The organism is Streptomyces sp. NPDC048606, assembly GCF_040650855.1.
Classification (GTDB): Bacteria; Actinomycetota; Actinomycetes; order Streptomycetales; family Streptomycetaceae; genus Streptomyces.
The window spans coordinates 24,109-43,460 of sequence record NZ_JBEZIB010000045.1; the positions used below are offsets into that span (position 1 = coordinate 24,109).

17 protein-coding genes are annotated in these 19,352 nt (G+C 73.3%); 12 read left to right on the forward strand and 5 right to left on the reverse strand.

Annotated features, from left to right (window positions below; translation table 11 throughout):
- Positions 1-304: 304 nt before the first annotated feature.
- The 6 genes from AB0D01_RS34465 (at position 305) to AB0D01_RS34490 (ending at position 6,966) form a co-directional block, all read left to right on the forward strand.
- Positions 305-2,506 carry a bifunctional diguanylate cyclase/phosphodiesterase gene (locus AB0D01_RS34465; protein WP_363062358.1) on the forward strand — a complete coding sequence of 734 codons (2,202 nt, stop codon included), beginning with the start codon at positions 305-307 and terminating at the stop codon, positions 2,504-2,506.
- A gap of 260 nt (positions 2,507-2,766) precedes the next feature.
- Positions 2,767-3,063 (forward strand): Asp-tRNA(Asn)/Glu-tRNA(Gln) amidotransferase subunit GatC, encoded by a 297-nt coding sequence (gatC, locus tag AB0D01_RS34470; protein ID WP_267012058.1) that lies wholly within the window; start codon positions 2,767-2,769, stop codon positions 3,061-3,063.
- A gap of 5 nt (positions 3,064-3,068) precedes the next feature.
- The gene (gatA, locus tag AB0D01_RS34475; protein ID WP_363062361.1) at positions 3,069-4,565 is read left to right on the forward strand and encodes an Asp-tRNA(Asn)/Glu-tRNA(Gln) amidotransferase subunit GatA; all 1,497 of its coding nucleotides are present in this window, start codon (positions 3,069-3,071) and stop codon (positions 4,563-4,565) included.
- The gene (locus AB0D01_RS34480) at positions 4,562-4,807 is read left to right on the forward strand and encodes a hypothetical protein (protein ID WP_363062363.1); all 246 of its coding nucleotides are present in this window, start codon (positions 4,562-4,564) and stop codon (positions 4,805-4,807) included. Before gatA ends, AB0D01_RS34480 begins: the two co-directional genes overlap by 4 nt.
- A gap of 16 nt (positions 4,808-4,823) precedes the next feature.
- Complete coding sequence (gatB, locus tag AB0D01_RS34485) at positions 4,824-6,338, forward strand: Asp-tRNA(Asn)/Glu-tRNA(Gln) amidotransferase subunit GatB (RefSeq protein ID WP_363062365.1); 1,515 nt, start codon at positions 4,824-4,826, stop codon at positions 6,336-6,338.
- Between the two features lie 106 nt (positions 6,339-6,444).
- A complete protein-coding gene (locus AB0D01_RS34490) occupies positions 6,445-6,966 on the forward strand; it encodes a hypothetical protein (RefSeq protein WP_363062367.1) in 522 nt (173 codons plus the stop codon).
- 67 nt (positions 6,967-7,033) lie between these two features.
- Here the strand turns inward: AB0D01_RS34490 and AB0D01_RS34495 are convergent, their stop codons facing one another.
- Both AB0D01_RS34495 and AB0D01_RS34500 read right to left on the reverse strand, forming a co-directional pair.
- Entirely contained in the window at positions 7,034-7,630 is a 597-nt protein-coding gene (locus AB0D01_RS34495; RefSeq protein ID WP_363062368.1) for a GNAT family N-acetyltransferase, read from the reverse strand.
- Positions 7,627-9,744 (reverse strand): penicillin acylase family protein, encoded by a 2,118-nt coding sequence (locus tag AB0D01_RS34500; protein WP_363062370.1) that lies wholly within the window; start codon positions 9,742-9,744, stop codon positions 7,627-7,629. The genes AB0D01_RS34495 and AB0D01_RS34500 overlap by 4 nt, the downstream gene beginning before the upstream one ends.
- 65 nt (positions 9,745-9,809) lie before the next feature.
- Between AB0D01_RS34500 and AB0D01_RS34505 the strand changes: the two genes are divergently transcribed.
- Complete coding sequence (locus tag AB0D01_RS34505; RefSeq protein ID WP_363062373.1) at positions 9,810-10,544, forward strand: siderophore-interacting protein; 735 nt, start codon at positions 9,810-9,812, stop codon at positions 10,542-10,544.
- A gap of 84 nt (positions 10,545-10,628) precedes the next feature.
- Here AB0D01_RS34505 and AB0D01_RS34510 read toward each other — a convergent pair whose 3' ends face one another.
- Together AB0D01_RS34510 and AB0D01_RS34515 are read right to left on the reverse strand one after the other, a co-directional pair.
- Complete coding sequence (locus AB0D01_RS34510) at positions 10,629-11,129, reverse strand: DinB family protein (RefSeq protein ID WP_363062375.1); 501 nt, start codon at positions 11,127-11,129, stop codon at positions 10,629-10,631.
- A 63-nt stretch (positions 11,130-11,192) separates the two neighbouring features.
- Complete coding sequence (locus AB0D01_RS34515) at positions 11,193-12,005, reverse strand: GNAT family N-acetyltransferase (protein WP_363062405.1); 813 nt, start codon at positions 12,003-12,005, stop codon at positions 11,193-11,195.
- A 61-nt stretch (positions 12,006-12,066) separates the two neighbouring features.
- Between AB0D01_RS34515 and AB0D01_RS34520 the strand changes: the two genes are divergently transcribed.
- From AB0D01_RS34520 to AB0D01_RS34540, 5 genes are all read left to right on the forward strand, one after another.
- Complete coding sequence (locus AB0D01_RS34520) at positions 12,067-12,444, forward strand: signal peptidase I (protein WP_363062377.1); 378 nt, start codon at positions 12,067-12,069, stop codon at positions 12,442-12,444.
- A 207-nt stretch (positions 12,445-12,651) separates the two neighbouring features.
- Positions 12,652-14,883, forward strand: a complete 2,232-nt coding sequence (locus tag AB0D01_RS34525; RefSeq protein ID WP_363062379.1) for an MMPL family transporter — start codon at positions 12,652-12,654, stop codon at positions 14,881-14,883.
- A 103-nt stretch (positions 14,884-14,986) separates the two neighbouring features.
- The gene (locus AB0D01_RS34530) at positions 14,987-15,649 is read left to right on the forward strand and encodes a hypothetical protein (protein ID WP_363062381.1); all 663 of its coding nucleotides are present in this window, start codon (positions 14,987-14,989) and stop codon (positions 15,647-15,649) included.
- 167 nt (positions 15,650-15,816) lie between these two features.
- Entirely contained in the window at positions 15,817-15,984 is a 168-nt protein-coding gene (locus AB0D01_RS34535) for a hypothetical protein (protein WP_363062383.1), read from the forward strand.
- A gap of 80 nt (positions 15,985-16,064) precedes the next feature.
- Positions 16,065-19,166 carry an AAA family ATPase gene (locus AB0D01_RS34540; RefSeq protein WP_363062385.1) on the forward strand — a complete coding sequence of 1,034 codons (3,102 nt, stop codon included), beginning with the start codon at positions 16,065-16,067 and terminating at the stop codon, positions 19,164-19,166.
- Here AB0D01_RS34540 and AB0D01_RS34545 read toward each other — a convergent pair.
- Positions 19,163-19,348, reverse strand: coding sequence for a DUF6191 domain-containing protein (locus tag AB0D01_RS34545; protein ID WP_363062387.1), 186 nt, complete (start codon positions 19,346-19,348; stop codon positions 19,163-19,165). The genes AB0D01_RS34540 and AB0D01_RS34545 overlap by 4 nt on opposite strands.
- Between the last annotated feature and the right edge of the window lie 4 nt (positions 19,349-19,352).

Sequence of the window (19,352 nt, forward strand, 5' to 3'; positions counted from 1 at the left end):
GCGCGGTGCCCGGTGGCAAACGGCCGGTACAAGGCTGTTCGAGGGCCGGTGACCTGTCGGATCATCGGAAGGGTGACCGGGGGGTCCTGGTCCAAACTCACCCGTTCGGCGGATACCGTACTGATGAGGATGGCTGGGTCGCATTCGGGCAACCACCGCCGACCGCTGCCCCTGGGAGCCTCTCGCGTCCTACTGTTGTGGGGTGCGCCTGTCGTGCACGGCTGCCTGATGCGCTCCGGCCGTGATGGCATGACATCGGGGCCATCGCGTGACATCGGCATCGCCGGCTGTGAGAGGGACGGGCATGAAACCCACCGAAAGCGCCGACCCGTCACCTGAATTCGGCGGGGACATCCCGTCCATGCGGACGGGCCGGATCGGTGTCCTGGGTGCCAGGACGCCGCGGACGCACCCGCTGGACACGAGAGCGGGCGGCGGCGGACAGGGGCGGCGCACCGTGCTGCCGCTGATCGTCGTGGGACTGTCCGCCGCGGTGCTCGTCGGCGGCGTCGTCATGGCGCTGATCGAACGTCAGGCCCTGTTCCCCGGCGGCACCGTCGGCTGGGCGCTGGCCCTCCTCACCGGCGTCATCGTCGGCCACCTCGTCGCCCTCGGGCGCGACCGCTGGTGGGGCGGCACCGGATCCGGCGCGGCGCTCACCCTCGGCGTGCTCCTGCTCTACGGGTGGATCCCCGCCGGACTCGTCTCGCTGGCCGTCGTCACCCTCGTCGGGGCCGCCCGCCGGCACCGCTGGCGACAGGGCCTGCTGCACGGCTCCGTCGACCTCCTCGGCATCGCCTCGGGCGCCCTCGTCCTGGCCGCCTTCGGCGACGTACCGACCGTGGCGCGGCCGTGGCTGCCCGTCGACTGGGACCTCGCGGCCGCCCCCGAGATCGCGCTCGTGGCCCTGGCCTACCTCGCCGTCACCCGCCTCCTGCTCTGGTTCTCGCAGAACCCGCGCGGCGCGGGACTGCCCACGGTGGCCCGCACGGCCCTGCTCCGCCAGGCGCTCGTGGCCGCCGCCCTGCTCGGCATCGCCCCGCTGATCTGCGTGGTCGCCGCGGGCATGCCCGTACTGCTGCCGCTGTTCGCCGTACCGCTCATCGCACTCGACTCCACCCTGTGGATCGCTCGCGCACGGGCCGAGGAACAGCTGCGCGACCCGCTGACCGGACTGCCGAACCGGCAGTGGCTGCTGGAGCGCGCCTGGTCCGCGCTGGACGAGGCTGAACGTTTGGGCACCCGCTCCGCGCTCGTGCTGATCGACCTGGACCGCTTCCGCTCCGTCAACGACACCCTCGGCCACCTGGCGGGGGACCGGCTGCTGCTCCAGATCGCCGAACGGCTGCGCCAGGCCCTCCCGCCGGACGCCGAGGCGGCCCGGCTCGGCGGCGACGAGTTCGCCGTCCTGCTGCCCCTCGCCGACTCCACCACCAGCGCCCAGCGCGTCGCCCGCAACCTGGTCGCCGAACTCAGCTCCCCCCTCGACCTCGACGGCCTCACCCTCGTCCTGGAGGCCAGCGCCGGCCTCGCCGTCTTCCCCGACCACGCCCTCGACGCCGAGGGACTGCTGCGGCGGGCCGACGTCGCCATGTACCAGGCGAAGCGGGACCGCACGGGCGTCGAGGTCTACGAGTCCAAGCGCGACAGCAACACCCCCGACCGCCTCGGCCTCCTCGGCGACCTGCGCCGGGCGCTGGACGCGGGCGAGGTGGAACTCCACTACCAGCCCAAGGTCCGCTTCGACGGACAGGTGGCCGGGCTGGAGGCGCTCGTGCGCTGGGTCCACCCCGAACGCGGCCGCGTACCCCCCGACGAGTTCATCGCCATCGCCGAGACCTCCGGGCTGATGCCGCACCTGACGGAGTACGTCCTGGAGACCGCCCTCGCGCAGGTCGCCCGCTGGCGGGCCCAAGGACTGAAGGTCCCGGTCGCCGTCAACGTATCGCCCCGCGACGTCCACACCCCCGGCTTCGCCGGCGCCGTCGCGGCCCGACTGGCCCGGCACGGGGTACCGGCGAGCGGCCTCCAGCTGGAGATAACGGAACACGTGCTGCTGGAGGACCCCCAGCGGGCGGCCGACACCATGGCCGGGCTGACCGGGCACGGGGTGAAGATGTCGCTCGACGACTTCGGCACCGGCTACTCCTCCCTCGTACACCTGCGCCGCCTGCCGGTCAGCGAGCTGAAGATCGACCGGTCCTTCGTGGCCCGACTGGCCGTCGACGCGCAGGACGCCGAGATCGTCCGCTGCACGGTGGACCTCGCGCACTCCCTCGGCCTGCTGGTCGTCGCGGAGGGCGTCGAGGACGACGAGACGTGGGAGCGCCTGCGGGACCTGGGCTGCGACGCGGTCCAGGGCTGGCTGGTCGCGGCCGCGATGCCGCCCCAGGAGGCCACCGCCTGGCTCCTGGCCCGCGGCGAACGCGGCTGGCGCCGCCCGGCCGACATCAACGCCGAACTGGCCGCGGCGGCCGCGGCGGACACCCCGACGCCCCTGCCCTGACCCCGGCGGGGCCCGCGGACGCGGCCCCGTCGGCGCCGGGCACCTTCCGTAGCGGACGCTATACTCAACGGGATTTCCCCGCCCGAGACGACACTTTCCAGGGACGTGCCCGGGATGCCCCCAGCGACGAGCCGGACCGGTTCGCGGGCCAACCGTGATCCCCTCTCACGCGGGGATGGAACAAAGCGCTGCGTCGACAGGTGATGGCGCCCTCTAGGATTGGGCCAAAGCCCGATTCACCAACCCCAGAGGATCGCTGCATGCCTGGCATCACGCGCGAGGAGGTCGTCCACCTCGCTCGGCTGGCGCGCCTTGAGCTGTCCAGCACTGAGCTGGATCACTTCGCAGGACAGCTCGACGACATCATCGGCGCGGTCGCCCGCGTTTCCGAGGTCGCCGACCAAGACGTCCCGCCGACCTCCCACCCGCTGCCGCTGACGAACGTCATGCGCGCGGACGAGGTCCGTCCGTCGCTCACCCCCGAGCAGGCGCTTTCCGGCGCTCCCGCCCAGGAGCAGCAGCGTTTCAAGGTGCCGCAGATCCTGGGGGAGGACTAACCACCATGACCGACCAGATCATCAAGCTCACGGCCGCCCAGACCGCCGAGAAGATCGCCTCCGGCGAGCTCACGGCCGTCGAGGTCACCGAGGCCCACCTGGCCCGCATCGACGCGACCGACGAGAAGGTCCACGCCTTCCTGCACGTCGACCGCGAGGGCGCCCTCGCGCAGGCCCGCGCCGTCGACGCCAAGAGGGCCGCCGGCGAGAAGCTCGGCCCGCTGGCCGGCGTCCCGCTCGCGCTGAAGGACATCTTCACCACCGTCGGGGTTCCGACCACCGTCGGTTCGAAGATCCTCGAAGGCTGGATCCCGCCCTACGACGCCACCCTGACGCGCAAGCTGAAGGAAGCCGACGTCGTCATCCTCGGCAAGACCAACATGGACGAGTTCGCCATGGGGTCCTCCACCGAGAACAGCGCCTACGGCCCCACCGGCAATCCCTGGGACCTCACCCGGATCCCCGGCGGCTCCGGCGGCGGCTCCGCGGCCGCGCTGGCCGCCTTCCAGGCGCCGCTCGCGATCGGCACGGACACCGGCGGTTCCATCCGCCAGCCCGCCGCCGTCACCGGCACCGTCGGCGTGAAGCCCACGTACGGCGGCGTCTCCCGCTACGGCATGGTGGCGTTCTCGTCCTCCCTGGACCAGGGCGGCCCGTGCGCCCGTACGGTCCTGGACGCGGCCCTCCTGCACGAGGTCATCGCCGGCCACGACCCGCTCGACTCCACCTCCATCGACGCCCCGGTCCCGCCGGTCGTCGAGGCGGCCCGCAACGGCTCCGTCGCCGGCATGCGCGTCGGTGTCGTCAAGCAGTTCGCCGGCGAGGGCTACCAGGCCGGCGTCGTCCAGCGCTTCAACGAGTCGGTGGAGCTCCTCAAGGAGCTCGGCGCCGAGATCGTCGAGCTGGACTGCCCGTCCTTCGACCTCGCGATGGCCGCGTACTACCTGATCGCGCCGTCCGAGTGCTCCTCGAACCTGGCCCGCTTCGACGCCATGCGCTACGGCCTGCGCGTCGGCGACGACGGCACCCGGTCGGCCGAGGACGTCACCGCGCTGACCCGCGAGGCCGGCTTCGGCGACGAGGTCAAGCGCCGCGTCATCCTCGGCACGTACGCGCTCAGCTCCGGCTACTACGACGCGTACTACGGCTCCGCCCAGAAGGTCCGCACGCTCATCACGAAGGACTTCGAGAAGTCCTTCGAGCAGGTCGACGTGATCGTCTCCCCGACGACCCCGACCACCGCCTTCGCCATCGGTGAGCGCACCGACGACCCGCTGGCGATGTACCTCGCGGACCTGTGCACCATCCCGACCAACCTGGCCGGCAACTCCGCCATGTCGCTCCCCTGCGGCCTGGCCCCGGAGGACGGTCTCCCGGTCGGACTGCAGATCATCGCCCCGGCGATGAAGGACGACCGCCTGTACAAGGTGGGCGCGGCCGTCGAGGCCGCCTTCGTCGCACGCTGGGGTCACCCGCTGCTTGAGGAGGCACCGTCGCTGTGAGTGGTAGCGCACTGTCCAAGGCCAAGGGCTTCAAGAAGTCCAAGTCCGGTACGTACCTGTCGATCGGCACCACCGCCTTCGGTGCCATCAGCGTGATCAAGCAGGCCCGCAAGGCCCGCACCGAGCAGGACACGCTGCAGCTGGTCGACGCCGTCGTGTCCGCCGCCGCCATCGTGACCGGCCTCGCGATCCTGTACCGCGAGCTGAAGCGCCTGGGCAACGACGACGTCCTGCTGGGCTGAGAGGGAAAGTTTCACCGTGACCACCTTCACCGAACTGCTGTCGTACGAAGACGCCCTCGCGTCGTACGACCCCGTCATGGGCCTTGAGGTCCATGTCGAGCTCGGCACCAAGACCAAGATGTTCTGCGGCTGTTCCACCGAGCTGGGCGCCGAGCCCAACTCGCAGACCTGCCCGACCTGCCTCGGCCTGCCCGGCTCGCTGCCCGTCGTCAACGCGATCGGCGTCGAGTCGGCCATCAAGATCGGTCTCGCGCTGAACTGCGAGATCGCCGAGTGGTGCCGCTTCGCCCGGAAGAACTACTTCTATCCGGACATGCCGAAGAACTTCCAGACCTCCCAGTACGACGAGCCCATCGCCTTCAACGGCTGGCTCGACGTACAGCTGGAGGACGGCGAGATCTTCCGCGTGGAGATCGAGCGCGCCCACATGGAGGAGGACACCGGCAAGTCGCTGCACGTCGGCGGCGCCACCGGCCGCATCCACGGCGCGTCCCACTCCCTGCTGGACTACAACCGCGCCGGCATCCCGCTCATCGAGATCGTCACCAAGCCGATCGAGGGCGCGGGCGAGCGGGCCCCCGAGGTCGCCAAGGCGTACGTCGCCGAGCTGCGCGAGGTCATCAAGGCGCTCGGCGTCTCCGAGGCCCGCATGGACAAGGGCCAGATGCGCTGCGACGTGAACCTGTCGCTGCGCCCGACGCCCGAGTCCGAGTTCGGTACCCGCTCGGAGACGAAGAACGTCAACTCCCTGCGCTCCGTGGAGCGCGCGGCCCGCTTCGAGATCCAGCGCCACGCGGCGGTGCTCTCGTCCGGCGGTTCGATCGTGCAGGAGACCCGGCACTTCCACGAGGAGGACGGCTCCACCACGGCCGGCCGCATCAAGGACAACGCCGAGGACTACCGGTACTTCCCGGAGCCCGACCTGGTGCCCGTCGCCCCGGCCCGCGACTGGGTCGAGGAGCTGCGCGCCGGCCTGCCCGAGATGCCGCGCGTGCGCCGCAACCGTCTCCGCGAGGAGTGGGGCGTCAACGAGCACGACATGCAGTCGATCCTCAACGCGGGCGCGGTGGACTCCATCGTCGCCACGATCGAGGAGGGCGCCGACTCGGCCGCCGCCCGCAAGTGGTGGATGGGCGAACTGGCCCGCAACGCCAACGAGCAGGGCGTCTCCGTCGACGAGCTGCCGATCACCCCGGCGCAGGTCGCGCGCGTCGCGGCCCTGGTCGCGGAGGGCTCGCTCAACGACAAGCTGGCCCGCCAGGTCATCGAGGGCGTCCTCGCCGGCGAGGGCACCCCGGACGAGGTCGTCGACAAGCGCGGCCTGAAGGTCGTCTCGGACGAGGGCGCGCTCGGCGCGGCCGTGGACGAGGCCATCGCCGGCAACGCGGCCATCGCCGACAAGATCCGCGGCGGCAAGATCGCGGCCGTCGGCGCCCTGGTCGGCGCGGTCATGAAGACCACCCGGGGCCAGGCCGACGCGGCCCGCGTGAAGGAGCTCATCCTGGAGCGCCTGGGCGTCTCCGAGGGCTGATCCCTCCCCCCGAACGACCGCAGGCCCCGCACCCGTTGGTGCGGGGCCTGCGTCGTGTCCCGCACACTGGGCGGTCGGGGCGGACGAAGCACAGGGGGAGACTCGGATGGAGATCGGGGCGATGATCATCGCGATCGCGGGCGTGGCGGGCACCCTGGGCGGCGCCCTGCTCACGCAACGCGGTGGCGAGCGCGCGAAACGTCGGGAGATAGAACTCGTACGCGGCCACGAGGAGACCCGCGCGTACCTGACGCTGCGGCGCACCTGCTACGCGGACCTCAACCGGGACGCCCGGCAGTTCACCACGGCCCTCAACCGCCATCTGCACGTCCTGCGCGAGCGCGCGATCGAGGACGCGGACCGGGAGGCGCTCGACCAGGCGAAGGACGCCCAGCGCGACCGCTTCTCCGAGGCGCAGATGATCGCCCCGGACGCCGTCCTCGGCCCCGCCTCCGCCGTCAACCGCGCCCTGAGCGAGGTCTACGGCCAGGTCAAGCGCCTGGAGCGGGGCGCACCCGAGGCGGGCGAGACGCCTGCCACGGTCTCCGAGGCCCAGCGCGAGCTGTGGGCCCTGCTCCGGGAGATGCGTTCGGCCATGCGCGCGGACCTCGGGGTGTCGGACGGCTGATTCCGTCGGGCGCCGCGGGACCGCCGAGGGGTTCCCCGGCGGTCCCGCGGCGGCTGCCGGCGGTTCCTCAGCGGGCGACGGCCGGGGCTTCGAGGAAGGCGAGGCGGGCGGGCTTGGCCGGCAGGTAGACCTCCGGCAGGTCGATCTCGGGGAGTTCGACCTCCGGACCGAGCACGAAGCCGGTGCGCACCAGCCGGGCGATGGCCTTCTCGTTGCGGGCGTCCGGCTCCGCGACCACGCGGCGGGTGCGGCCGTCGGACCAGACGAACCCCATGAAGGCCGTCATCAGGGCCGCGCTGAAGCCGTGCTCGACCGCGCCCCGGGAGGGCCCGATCAGCAGGTGCACCCCGATGTCGCCGGGCTGGACCTCGTAGCACTCGGAGACCCGGTCCTCGGCGCAGTCGTACGTCTGGAACAGACCGACCGGCTCACCGTCGCGGCTGACGATGAACGCGTGGTGCGTCGTGCGCCGGTCGACGTCCTCGTAGATCTCCTGGACCAGCGCGCGGTCGGCCCCGGCCATGCCCCAGAAGCGGGCCCGCTCCTCGCTGACCCATCCGTGGATCAGGGCCGCGTCGGCGGCGGGGTCGACGGGGGCGATGGTGACCGTGCCGAAACCCTCGACGAGGTGTTCGTACACGGGCCGGCGGGTCGAAGTGGTCATCCGGAGGTTTCCTTCGTGAGCAGGTCCCAGTCGGTGACGATCGGGATGAGTTCGCAGCGGGCCCAGTGGGGGAGCTGGTCGCGGTGGTGCGGCGAGCCGTGGACGCCGTCGGCGCCCAGGGGGACGGCCCACAGTCCGGCCTCGCGGTCGGAGAGGTCCCACACGTAGCGGGCGGCCGAGGCGCGGGCGAACCGGTCGGTGAAGCCGGGGACGGAGGAGGTGGCGTTCACGCAGTCGTGGTCGCCCCCCAGCCCCGGCCAGTCGTCCTCCGCGTCCGGCGCGGGCAGCGCCTGCCAGGGCGCGAGGCGGTGCACCGAGGACCAGGCGGCCTCGGGGGCGCCGGCGCCGGCCGTCTCCTCCAGGGCCGCGCGGACGTGGCCCGTGCGGTCCAGATCGGGCAACAGGTCGGTGCCGAGCAGGCCTTCGAGGGCGTAGCCGATCTTGGGTACGAGGTACTGCCAGGGGTGGAAGACCTCCGGGCCGCCCGGGGCGTCCGCCAGGCCCGCGAAGACGGGATCGGCGGCGAAGCGGCGTACCGTCGCCGTCCGGAACGCCGCGAAGACGGTGGCGTCCGTGCTGTCGGCGTCCATGTGCCGGTCCCAGGCCAGGAGCCGGGCGCGCAGGGCGTCGGCGGCGGGGGAGAGGCCGTCGAGGGCGGGCAGCAGGGCCAGGAGCGGTGCGGCCGAGGCCAGGTACGTGTCGGCGTGTACGTCCGCCATCGCCTTCGGGGTCCAGTCCGCCGAGCCGCTGAGCAGCTCGCGGATCCGGTCGGCGCGGTGCGGCGGCGCGAACTCCACGCCCAGCGGGGAAGCGATGCCGCGCGCGTTCGCCATCACGGCGAAGCCCTGCACGGGCTCGGCGGGGGTCGTCGCCCAACCCCGCCACGCGTACCGGGAGTCCCAGGCGGGCACCGGGCGCAGCCGGCCGGCCGGGTCGCGCAGCGGGACCACGCCCGCGACGCGGTGCAGGAGCCCGCCCTCGGTGTCGGCGGCGTGGACGACGTTGACGGGCTCGGCCCAGCCGTCGAGCGCGCGGTCGATGTCGGCGACGGTGCGGGCGCGCAGCAGGGCGGGGAGGGTGGCGAAGCCGAGGTCGCGGCGGACCCGGGGCGGGTAGCGCAGGGAGAGGACCTCCTCCGCCCCGTCGGCGCCGGAGGTGCCCGGGGTGGGCGCTTCCGCGCCGATGACGATCGGGCCGCGGGCCGTCTCCAGGACCTCGACCCTCTCGTCGGGGCCGCCGGCGACGGTGATGGTCTCGGTGTGGCGGGTGACGGGCTCCCAGACGCCGTCCGGGCCCAGGGCTTCGAGGCCGTCGCCGTCGGCGGCGGGCCGCAGCCGCTCCACGTAGAGGTCCTGGTAGTCGGACATCGCGTTGGTGATGGCCCAGGCGGCGCTGCCGGTGTGGCCGAAGTGGGCGAGGCCGGGGACGCCGGGGACGGCGATGCCGAGCACGTCGTACTCGGGGCAGGACAGGCGGATCTGCTGGTAGACGCCCGGGTCCTCGATGAAGCGGTGCGGGTCGCCCGCGATGATCGCCGAGCCGCTCGCGGTCCGGTCCCCGGGGACCAGCCAGCCGTTGCTGCCGGCGGTGCCGGGGCCGTCGGTCGCGAAGAGGGTCGCGGCCCGGTCGCCGAGGGCGCGGGCGACGCGCTCGCGCCACAGCTTGGTGGGGAAGCCCGCGAAGAGGATGTGGGTGGCGACCCAGATGGACAGCGGTACCCAGGGCTCCCACGGGGTGGGGACGTGGCCGCTGCGCGCGAAGCGTTCGTCGCGGGCGGCGCCTTCGGCCAGGCCGGAGTTGACGCCGTCGACGTAGGCGGCGACCCAGGCCGCGGTGTCGGGGTCGTCGGCGAGCAGCGCCTCGTGGCAGCGGCGGGCGGTGTCGTCCAGGCGGGCCCGGCGGGCGAAGCGGTCCCAGGTGACGGCCTCGGCGCCGAGGAAGGCCGCGCTGGAGCCCTGGGCGCGGTGCCGTTCGACCTCCAACTGCCAGGCCCGGTCCACGGCGGTGACCCGGCCCTGGGCGTGGGCGAGGGCCAGGGGGTCGGACGCACGGAGATGCGGGATGCCCCAGCTGTCGCGGTAGACCTCGTAGGCCTCGTTAGTCACACTGCTCACACTCTTCCCCAAGCGCATTAGGTTAGGCTGGCCTTACTATAAGACGGATTGGCGGAGGGGCGGACATGGCGGTCGGCAAGGGGTGGGAGGGCGTCGTCCTCAAGCTCATGCGGGGCAAGGACTTCACGTTCACGGTGACCGGAGTCGAGGAGGTCACCGAACACTTCCGCAGGGTCCGCTTCAGCGACGGCGGACTCCTCGCGGCGGCCGGGGAATCGCTGCACCCCACCATGTGGGTCCGGGTCTGGTTCCCGGGCGGCCCCCGACCGCACCAGCGGGCCTACACGCTGGTGGACCCCGATCCGGCCACGGGGACCTTCGCCTTCGAGTTCGCCCTGCACGACGGCCTCGCCAGCCGGTGGGCGCGCGGGGCCAAGCCCGGCGACACCGTCGAGGCCACCGTCCAGGGCACCGGCTTCCAGGCGCCGCGACCGCAGCCGCGGCGCCTGCTGGTCATCGGGGATCCGGCCTCCCTGCCCGCCATCAACTCCCTGCTGGACGCCTACCCGCAGACCCCGGCCACCATCTGGTTCGAGACCCAGCACGCCTCCGACGAGGAACTGCCCGTACGCGTCGACGCGGAGCGCCACGAGATCCGCCGGGTGCCCCGGGCCGGCACGGCGCTCGCCGAGCGGGTCAGGGCCGAACTCCCCGAGATGCTCGGGAGCGACCCCGAGACCGCCTACGTGTGGCTGGCCTGCGACACGGCGACCACCCGCGGCCTGACGGCGTACCTGCGCAAGGACCTCGGGCTGCCGAAGGAGCGGGTCAACAGCCTGGGGTACTGGCGGGCCGCCTGACGTTCGGGCGGGCCGGTGGGTGGTCGGACGGTCGGGCGGGCGTGAGGCCAGGCGGGCGCGTGGTAGGGCGGGCGAGCCGCCGGCTCAGGCGCCGGTGGACCCGTCGACGGCCTCGCGCAGCAGGTCGGCGTGGCCGTTGTGGCGGGCGTACTCGTGGATCATGTGCAGCATCAACATCCGCAGCGACGCCTCCTTCTCCCACTTCGGGACGAACGTCGCCACCTCCAGCGACGGCGCCGCCTTCTCGACGGAGCGGGAGTGCTCCACCTCCGCCCGCCACGCGGCGAAGGCCTCCGCTCCCGTGGCGGCGTCGACCTCGTAGGCGGCCTGGAAGTCGTGCCGGTCGGACCACAGGTGCGGCACGTCCGCCCCGCCGACCGTCCGGCGGAACCAGTGCCGCTCCACCTCCGCCATGTGCCGGAGCAGGCCGAGCAGGGAGAGGGTGGACGGCGGGGTGGCCCGACGGCGCAGCTGCTCGTCGGTGAGGCCCTCGCACTTCCAGGCGAGGGTGGCGCGGTGGTAGTCGAGGTAGGCGCTCAGGGTCTCGCGCTCGGTCCCGGTCATGGGCGGTACGGTGCGTTCCATGCCCCCGATCCTGCCGTTTCGTCCGCGCCGGCGGAAGCGGTTATGCGGCCACCCGACGCCGGCTCAGGCGCCCGGACGCCGCCGGACGTAGGGGACCGTCACGCCCAGCACCCCGAAGCCGAGGCGCTCCAGGATCGGACGGCTGTCGTCCGAGGCGTCGACCTGGAGGTAGGGGATCCCGCGCTCGGCCGCCACCCGGGCGCGGTGGGCGACCAGCAGGCGGTAGATGCCGCGACCGCGCCACCGGGGGTCGGTGCCGCCGCCCCACAGTCCGGCGAAGGCGCTGCCCGGCCGCATCTCCATCCGGGCCGCGCTCACCGGCTCGTCACCGGCCATCGCCACCACGGCCTCGATGGTCCCCGGCTCGTCGCGCAGCAGGGTGAGCATCTGCTCCCTGATCCGGGGCCGCTCGGTGCCGAAGGCGCGGTGGTGCACGTCCATCATCAGGTCCACCCCGGCCTCGTCGCGGACCACCCGCAGGGTGATCCCCTCCGGCGGCTCCACCGACAGGGCGGCGAGGTCCTCCGTCCGCGCGACCAGCAGCGTCTCGGGCGCCTCCGGTACGAAGCCCGCCGCGCGCAGCCGGTCCCCGAGGTCCGCGGGGCGGTCGTGGGAGTAGAGCTTCCACTCGAACTCCGCGCCGTCCCCGTCGTCCTCGCGCGCGCCGAAGTACGCCACCTGCGCGGCGATCTCCGCGTCCGCCGTCCCGGCGTCGAGGTCCGACCAGAGCACGCCGTTCCAGCCGAGACCGGGCACGGTCTGCCGTACCACCCGACCGACCCGCTCCACGCGGGCGTTCGGCGCGTCGGGCACCGCGTCCCGGCGCATCTCGGCGTCGTAGCGGTCGCGCACCTTCAGGAGTTCGTCAAGATCCATCGTCATGGCCCGCAGCTCACCAGCCCGCCGAGGCCCCCCACAACTGGATTAGCCTCGTGCCGTGAGCGACGAACCGATCATCCACACCGGCAGGGCCACCCCCGACGCCGCCGCCGACCGGGGCTGGCTGCTCGGCCACTTCAAGGAGCCCGGCGACCCCCGGCACAGCGAGGACGTGGAGATCAAGTGGGGCGTCCACCCGAAGGGCGAGGAACGCGAGCGGTGGGTGACCGGAGAGGACCGCACCGCGCTCCAGGTGCTCATCAGCGGGCGCTTCCGGCTGGAGTTCCGCGACCGCACCGTGATCCTCGCCGAACAGGGCGACTACGTGGTCTGGGGGCGGGGCGTCGACCACTCCTGGCACGCCGAGGAGGACACGGTGGTCCTCACCGTCCGCTGGCCCTCGCTCCCCGGCTACCGGGCCGACGAGCCCGTGTGACGATCCCCACGAAAGCCGCCAACGATCACGAAACGCTGAGATCGTGTCATTGAGGTGTAGACCGGCCCGGGCCGCTCCATGACCTCCCGGGCCACACCCCCACCCGGGACCACGAGTTCACGAGCAAGCGTCAAGCGTCAAGCGTTCAAGCGTTCTTTGCGTCGGGCCATCCCCGGTGAAGATCCGAACCACCAGGGAGCACGTCCGTTGGCAGCAATCGCACGGTGGTGCATGCGGCATCGACTCGTCACCGTCCTGATCTGGCTGCTCGCCCTCTTCGGCACGGCCGCGGCGGCCACGGCCGCCGGCAACGCCTTCTCCAACGACTACGAGGTCCCCGGCACCGAGTCGGCCAAGGCCCACGCCCTGCTGCGCGAAGGCTTCCACGGCCAGGGCGGCGACACCGACACCATCGTGTGGCGGACCCCGGACCACCAGAGCGCCCGCACGCCCGACGTGGAACGACGCATGACCCGCGCGCTGGAAGAGGTCGCCGCCCTCCCCGGCGTGGGATCCGTCAGGAGCCCCTACGAGCCCGGCCCCGCGGCCGCCGCGCAGATCAGCCGCGACGGCCGCACCGCCTACGCCGTCGTCACCTTCGACCGCCCGGCCGACGCGGTCCCCAAGGACCGGGCCAAGGCCGTGGTCGACGCGGCACGCAACCCCGCCACCCTGACCGACGACCTCCAGGTCGAACTCGGCGGACGCGCCATCGGCCTGACGGAGGCGCCCAGCGCCCACCTCGCCGAGGTCATCGGCGTCGCCATCGCCGCGCTCGTCCTCTTCCTCGCCTTCGGCTCGCTCGCCGCGAGCCTGCTGCCCATCGCGACCGCGCTCGTCAGCGTCGGCAGCGCCTACTTCGGCATCACCCTCCTCGGGCACGCCATGCCCGTCGCCGACTTCGCCCCCATGCTCGGCACCCTCGTCGGCCTGGGCGTCGGCATCGACTACGCCCTCTTCATCGTCACCCGGCACCGCAAGGGCCTGGCCCGGGGCCTGACGGTCGAGGAGGCCGCCGAGAACGCCGTCGCCACCACCGGGCGGGCCGTCGTCTTCGCCGGCGCCACGGTCTGCATCGCCCTGCTCGGCATGCTCGTGCTGCGCCTGAACTTCCTGAACGGCGTCGCGATAGCCGCCTCCCTCACCGTCGTCCTCACCGTGGCCGCCTCGGTCACCCTCCTCCCGGCCCTCCTCGCCTACATCGGCACGCGCGCCCTCTCGCGCCGCGAGCGCCGCCGGCTCGCCGCCGAGGGACCCCGCCCCGAGACGCCGACCGGGTTCGCCGCACGCTGGTCGGCCTTCGTCGAACGACGCCCCAAGCTGCTCGGCCTCCTCGCCACCGCGGTCATGGTCGTCCTCGCCCTGCCCACCTTCTTCCTCCACCTCGGCACCTCCGACCAGGGCAACAACCCGGCCGGTTCCACCACCCGCAAGGCCTACGACCTCCTCGCCGACGGCTTCGGCCCCGGCATGAACGGCCCCCTCACCGTCGTGGCCCGCCTCGACGGCGCCGGCGACCGCGCCGCCCTCGACCGGCTCGCCGCAACGCTGCGCACCACCGACGGCGTCGCCTCGGCCGGTCCCGCCGTCCTCAACGGGGGCGGGGACACCGCCGTCCTGACCGTCGTCCCCGAGTCCTCGCCGCAGTCCCGGGCCACCAGCGAACTCGTCGACCGGCTGCGCGAGGAGGTCATCCCGGCCGCCACCCGGGGCGGCCCCGAGCAGGTCCACGTCGGCGGGGTGACGGCCGGCTACGACGACTTCGCCGAGGTGATCGTCGGGAAGCTGCCCCTGTTCGTCGGCGTGGTCATCGCCCTGGGCTGCGTCCTGCTGCTGTTGGCCTTCCGCTCCATAGGCATCCCCGTCAAGGCCGCCGCCATGAACGTCGCCGCCGTCGCCTCCTCCTTCGGAGTGATCGTCGCCGTCTTCCAGTGGGGCTGGGGGAGCGAGCCCCTGGGGCTGGGCAGCGCCGGCCCGATCGAACCCTTCCTCCCGGTCATCATGGTCTCGGTCCTCTTCGGGCTCTCCATGGACTACCAGGTCTTCCTGGTCAGTCGGATGTACGAGGAGTGGTTGGAGACGGGCGACAACAAGCGGGCCGTACGCGTCGGCCTCGCCGAGACCAGCCGCGTGATCAACTCGGCGGCGGTCATCATGATCTCCGTCTTCCTGGCCTTCGTCCTCAGCGGAGACCGGCTCATCGCGATGTTCGGGATCGCGCTCGCCGTCGCCGTGGCCCTCGACGCCTTCGTCCTGCGGACCCTGCTCGTGCCCGCCCTCATGCACCTGCTCGGCGGCGCGAACTGGTGGATACCCCGCTGGCTGGACCGCAGACTGCCCCGCATCAGCATCGAGCCCCCCGAGTGCCGCACCCGCCCCACCCTCCCGGCGCCCCGACCCGCCGCCGACCAGCCGGAACCGGCCCCGCTGCCGCGGTGACCCGCCGCTTCGCGGGCGCCGGCCCGGACCGGTGAGCCACCACCGCGCGCCCGCCGCGCGGGCTCTCAGGAACCTCTCAGAAACGCCGCCTACGGTGCCCCGCATGGACACCAAGAAGACCCTCGCCCCGACCGCCCCCGAGGCGGACGGCGTCGAGGACGCGTCGGCCGCCGCACCCGCCGCCGAGACCGCCGAGACCGCCGTGACCGAAGGGTCCGCCGCGACCGACGAGAGCGCCCCGGCCGCCCCGGCCGCCCCGGCCGAGGGAGCGGGCGCGGCGAAAGCCGACGCCGACGCCGTCTCCGCCGACGACCTCGAAGAGGACGCCGACGGGGACGCCGACGAGGACCTCGACGCCGCCGCGTCGGGTTCGGGCGTGGGATCCGGCGCCGCCGCCGTCGTCTCCGCCGGCCTGGGCCTCGTCGCCCTGAGCGGTACCTGGGTGTCCCGGGTGATCGCCGAACGCCAGACGCTCATCGGCCAGATCGAGTCCGTCAGCGCCACCACCGCCAAGGAGAAGATCGCCGCCCTGTACGGCGACGCCTGGCACATGACCGCCCTGGTCAACGGAGTCGTCTCCACCGTCGCCCTCCTCATCGCCGTCTTCGTCCTGGCCCGCCCCGCCTTCGGCGCCCCCGGCCGGACCCTGCCCACCTGGGTCCGCGCCGTCTCCTGGGCCGGCGTGGCGCTCGGCCTCCTCGGCGTCCTGGTCTTCGGCCTCATGTACTTCGACCTCCTCGTCCCCCTCCCGACGGCCGCCGAGTAGGCACCGCCTTAGACCGATCCGGTCCTCGGGCGGGGACCGCGGGCCCCGCCTAAGGACCCCCGGCCCGCGGACATGCGGCATGCGCCCGATGTGGCGGACCCCTCTGGGAAGCGAATCTTGGATCACACCGAACGAGGTGCCCGAGAAACACCACCAGGGAGTACGAGATGTTCGAGTACGAGATGGCCACCGCCCGCCGCGCCGACCTCATCCGCGAGGCCGACCGGTACCGGATGATCCGCGAGGCCCGCAAGGCCCGCCGCGCCACCCCTCGCGGACAGGAACCCGAAAGCGCGGTGAGAGGGAACCGCGGCCGCTTCGCCCGGGCCGCGTGACCCGCCCCGTCGCGCCCGGCGACTGACGCGTGATGAGGAGCGCAGCGATAACGAGTGCCGCCGGGGCGCACCCCTGTGCGATGCTCGGCGACGTGGAAACCAGATCTGTCAGCCCGGTGTTCGTCGGCCGAGCCGACGAACTGGCCGTACTCGTCGACGCACTGACCCGCGCCGAGGCCGGGGAACCGCAGGCCCTGCTCATCGGGGGAGAGGCAGGGGTCGGCAAGACCCGCCTCACCGAGGAGTTCCTCGGCGAGGCCGACCGCCGCGGCGCCGTCGTGGTCGTCGGAGGCTGTGTGGAGATCGGGGCGGAGGGACTTCCCTTCGCCCCCTTCTCCACGGCCCTGCGCAGCCTGCTCCGCCGGCTCCCCGACGAACTCGCCGCTGCCGCCGCCGGGCAGGAGGGCGAACTCGCCCGGATCCTCCCCGAACTCGGCGAGACCCCGCGCGGTCCGCACGACGAGGAGAGCACCGCCCGCCTCTTCGAGCTGACGGCCCGGATGCTGGAACGGCTCGCCGCCGACCGCACCGTCGTCCTCGTCCTCGAAGACCTCCACTGGGCGGACACCTCCACCCGGCACCTGCTCGCCTACCTCTTCCGCACCCTCGCCGGCGGGCGCCTGGTCGTCGTGGCCACCTACCGCGCCGACGACGTCCACCGACGCCACCCGCTGCGCCCCCTGCTCGCCGAACTCGACCGCCTGCGCACCGTCCGGCGCATCGAACTGCCCCGCTTCAACCGCGCCGAGGTCCGCCGCCAACTCGTCGGTATCCTCGCCTCGCAGCCCGAGGAGTCCTTCGTCGACTCCGTCTTCGACCGCTCCGACGGCAACGCCTTCTTCGTCGAGGAACTCGTCGCCTCCCGCGAGAACGGCTGCCGCACCGGCCTCACCGAATCCCTGCGCGACCTGCTCCTCGTCCGCGTCGAGGTCCTCCCCGACGCCGCCCAGCGCGTCGTGCGCATCGTCGCCGAGGGCGGCTCCACCGTCGAGTACCCACTGCTGCGCGCCGTCGGCCGGCTCGGCGAGGACGAACTCATCGAGGCGCTGCGCGCCGCCGTCGGCGCCAACATCCTCCTCGCCACCGCGGACGGCGACGGCTACCGCTTCCGCCACTCCCTCGTCCGCGAGGCCGTCAGCGACGACCTCCTGCCCGGCGAACGCGCCCGCGTCAACCGCCGCTACGCCGAGGCCATGGAGGAGGACGGGACCCTCGTCCGCGCCGAGGAACGGGTCATCCGACTGGCCAACTACTGGTACGCCGCCAACGACCCCGCCAAGGCCCTGCCCGCCGTCCTCGCCGCGTCCGTGACCGCCCGGCGCCGGCACGCCTACTCCGAACAGCTGAGCCTGCTGGAACGGGCCATGGAACTGTGGGACGCGGTCCCCGACGGCGTGCGCGAGGGCCTGCGCCCGGCGGACTACACCGAGGCCTACCCGCCCTGCGGCTGCGATCCCACGACCACCCCGCTGCACCGCCTCGACCTGCTCGCCGAGGCCACCGTCGCCGCCCGCTTCGGCGGCGAACGCGAACGCGCCCTCAAGCTCACCAAACTCGCCCTGCGCCTGCTCGACGACGACGGCGGGGACCCGCTGCGCGCGGCCTGGTTCTGGATCGAGCGCTCCCGGCTCGTCGCCGGCCTCGGGCGCGGCGACGGCTGGCAGGAGATCGCCACCGCGCAGGAACTGGTCAAGGGGCTGCCCCCGTCCCAGGTGCACGCCGACGTCCTCGTCCGCGCCGCCGGCTGGGGGATGCTCCACGAACCCGGCCCCGACAACATGGCCGCCGCCCAACGCGCCGTCGCCTACGCGCGGATGGTCGGCGCCGAGGAGACCGAACTCAACGCCAGGATCACCGTCGCCTGCCTCATGTCCGACGCCGGGACCCCGGAAGCCGGCTTCGCCGAACTCCGTGCCGTGAGCGAACGGGCCACCGAACTCGGACTCGTCGTGATCGCGGGACGCGCACACATCAACCTCAGCTCTCAACTCGAAGGAACGGGCCGGTCCCACGAGGCCGTCGAAGCGGCCGGACACGGGGCCGATCTCGTCTGTGAGGCCCGGCTGCTGGACACCGAGGCCTGGATCCGGGGCAACATGGCCGAGAGCCTCTACAGCCTCGGCCGCTGGGACGAAGCCGCCGAAGCGGCCCGCCGCACCCTGCGCGTCGGCCAGAGCGCGGCGCCCCGGGGAGCCGCCGCCGCACGCCTGGCCTACCTGGCCCTGGCCCGCGGCGAACTCGCCGAGGCCGCTCAGCAACTCGCCGCCGCCCACGACCACTTCGGCAACCACGACAGCCAGCCCCAGCACCGCCTGCCGCTGTTCCGACTCGCCATCGGCGTCGCCGAGGGAGAGGGCCGCATCGCGGACGTCCGCACCGAGACCGCCGACGCCGTCGCCTACGGCTTCGCCCTCGGCCAACACCGTTACGCCTGGCCCCTCCTGCTCGCCGCGGCCTCCGCCGAGGCGGACGCCCGAGGCCTGCCGGCCGCCGACGCGGGACGCGACGCCGCCCTGGAGGTGCTCCGTGCCGCGGCCCGCGGCCTGTCGGCGCCGCTCCCGGTGTGGGCGGCCCACGCCGAGTACCTACGGGCCGAGCTGCTGCGCGCCGAGGCCCGCGACACCATCGCCGACTGGACCTCGGTCGAGGCCGCCGTGCGCCCCCTGGACCGCCCCTACCTGCTGGCCCGGGCCCGCCACCGGCTGGCCGAGGCCCTGCTCGCCGCCGGTGGCGACCGGGACGCGGCGGCCCGCCTGCTCCGCGACGCCCACGCCACCGCGGACCGACTCGGCGCCCGCCGGCTGCGCGAGGACCTCGCCCTGCTCGCCCAACGCGCCCGGATCCCCCTGGTCCCGGAGGCCGATCGCGCGGACGCCCCGGCGGCGGAGAGCGACCCCGCCGAATCCCTGGGCCTGACCGGTCGCGAGCGGGAGGTCCTCTGCCTGGTCGCGGCCGGCAGCACCAACCGCCAGATCGCGGAGGAACTCTTCATCTCCCCGAAGACCGCCAGCGTGCACGTCTCGAACATCCTGGCCAAGCTGGGCGTGGCCGGACGGGGCGAGGCCGCCGCCCTCGCCCACCGCCTGCGCCTGTTCGTCCCCCTCCCGCCCCAGGCCGCCGCGGCCCTCGCACCCGCGGGTACCCCCGGCCCCGCCGCGCCTCGGACGGCCCGCAGGGGTTAGCCGGCGGAGTCGTCCTCGGGGGCCTCGGCGGGGCGTATGAGGACCCTGCCGGAGTCCAGGTCTATCGGCCCGCGTCCCGGATCGCCGTCGTTGACGTCGGTCCGGGACAGCTCCAGCCGCTTCTTCTCCTCGGCGGTGTGCTTGCTTCCCGGGTTGAACAGCTCGTCGATCATGTTGAACACCGCG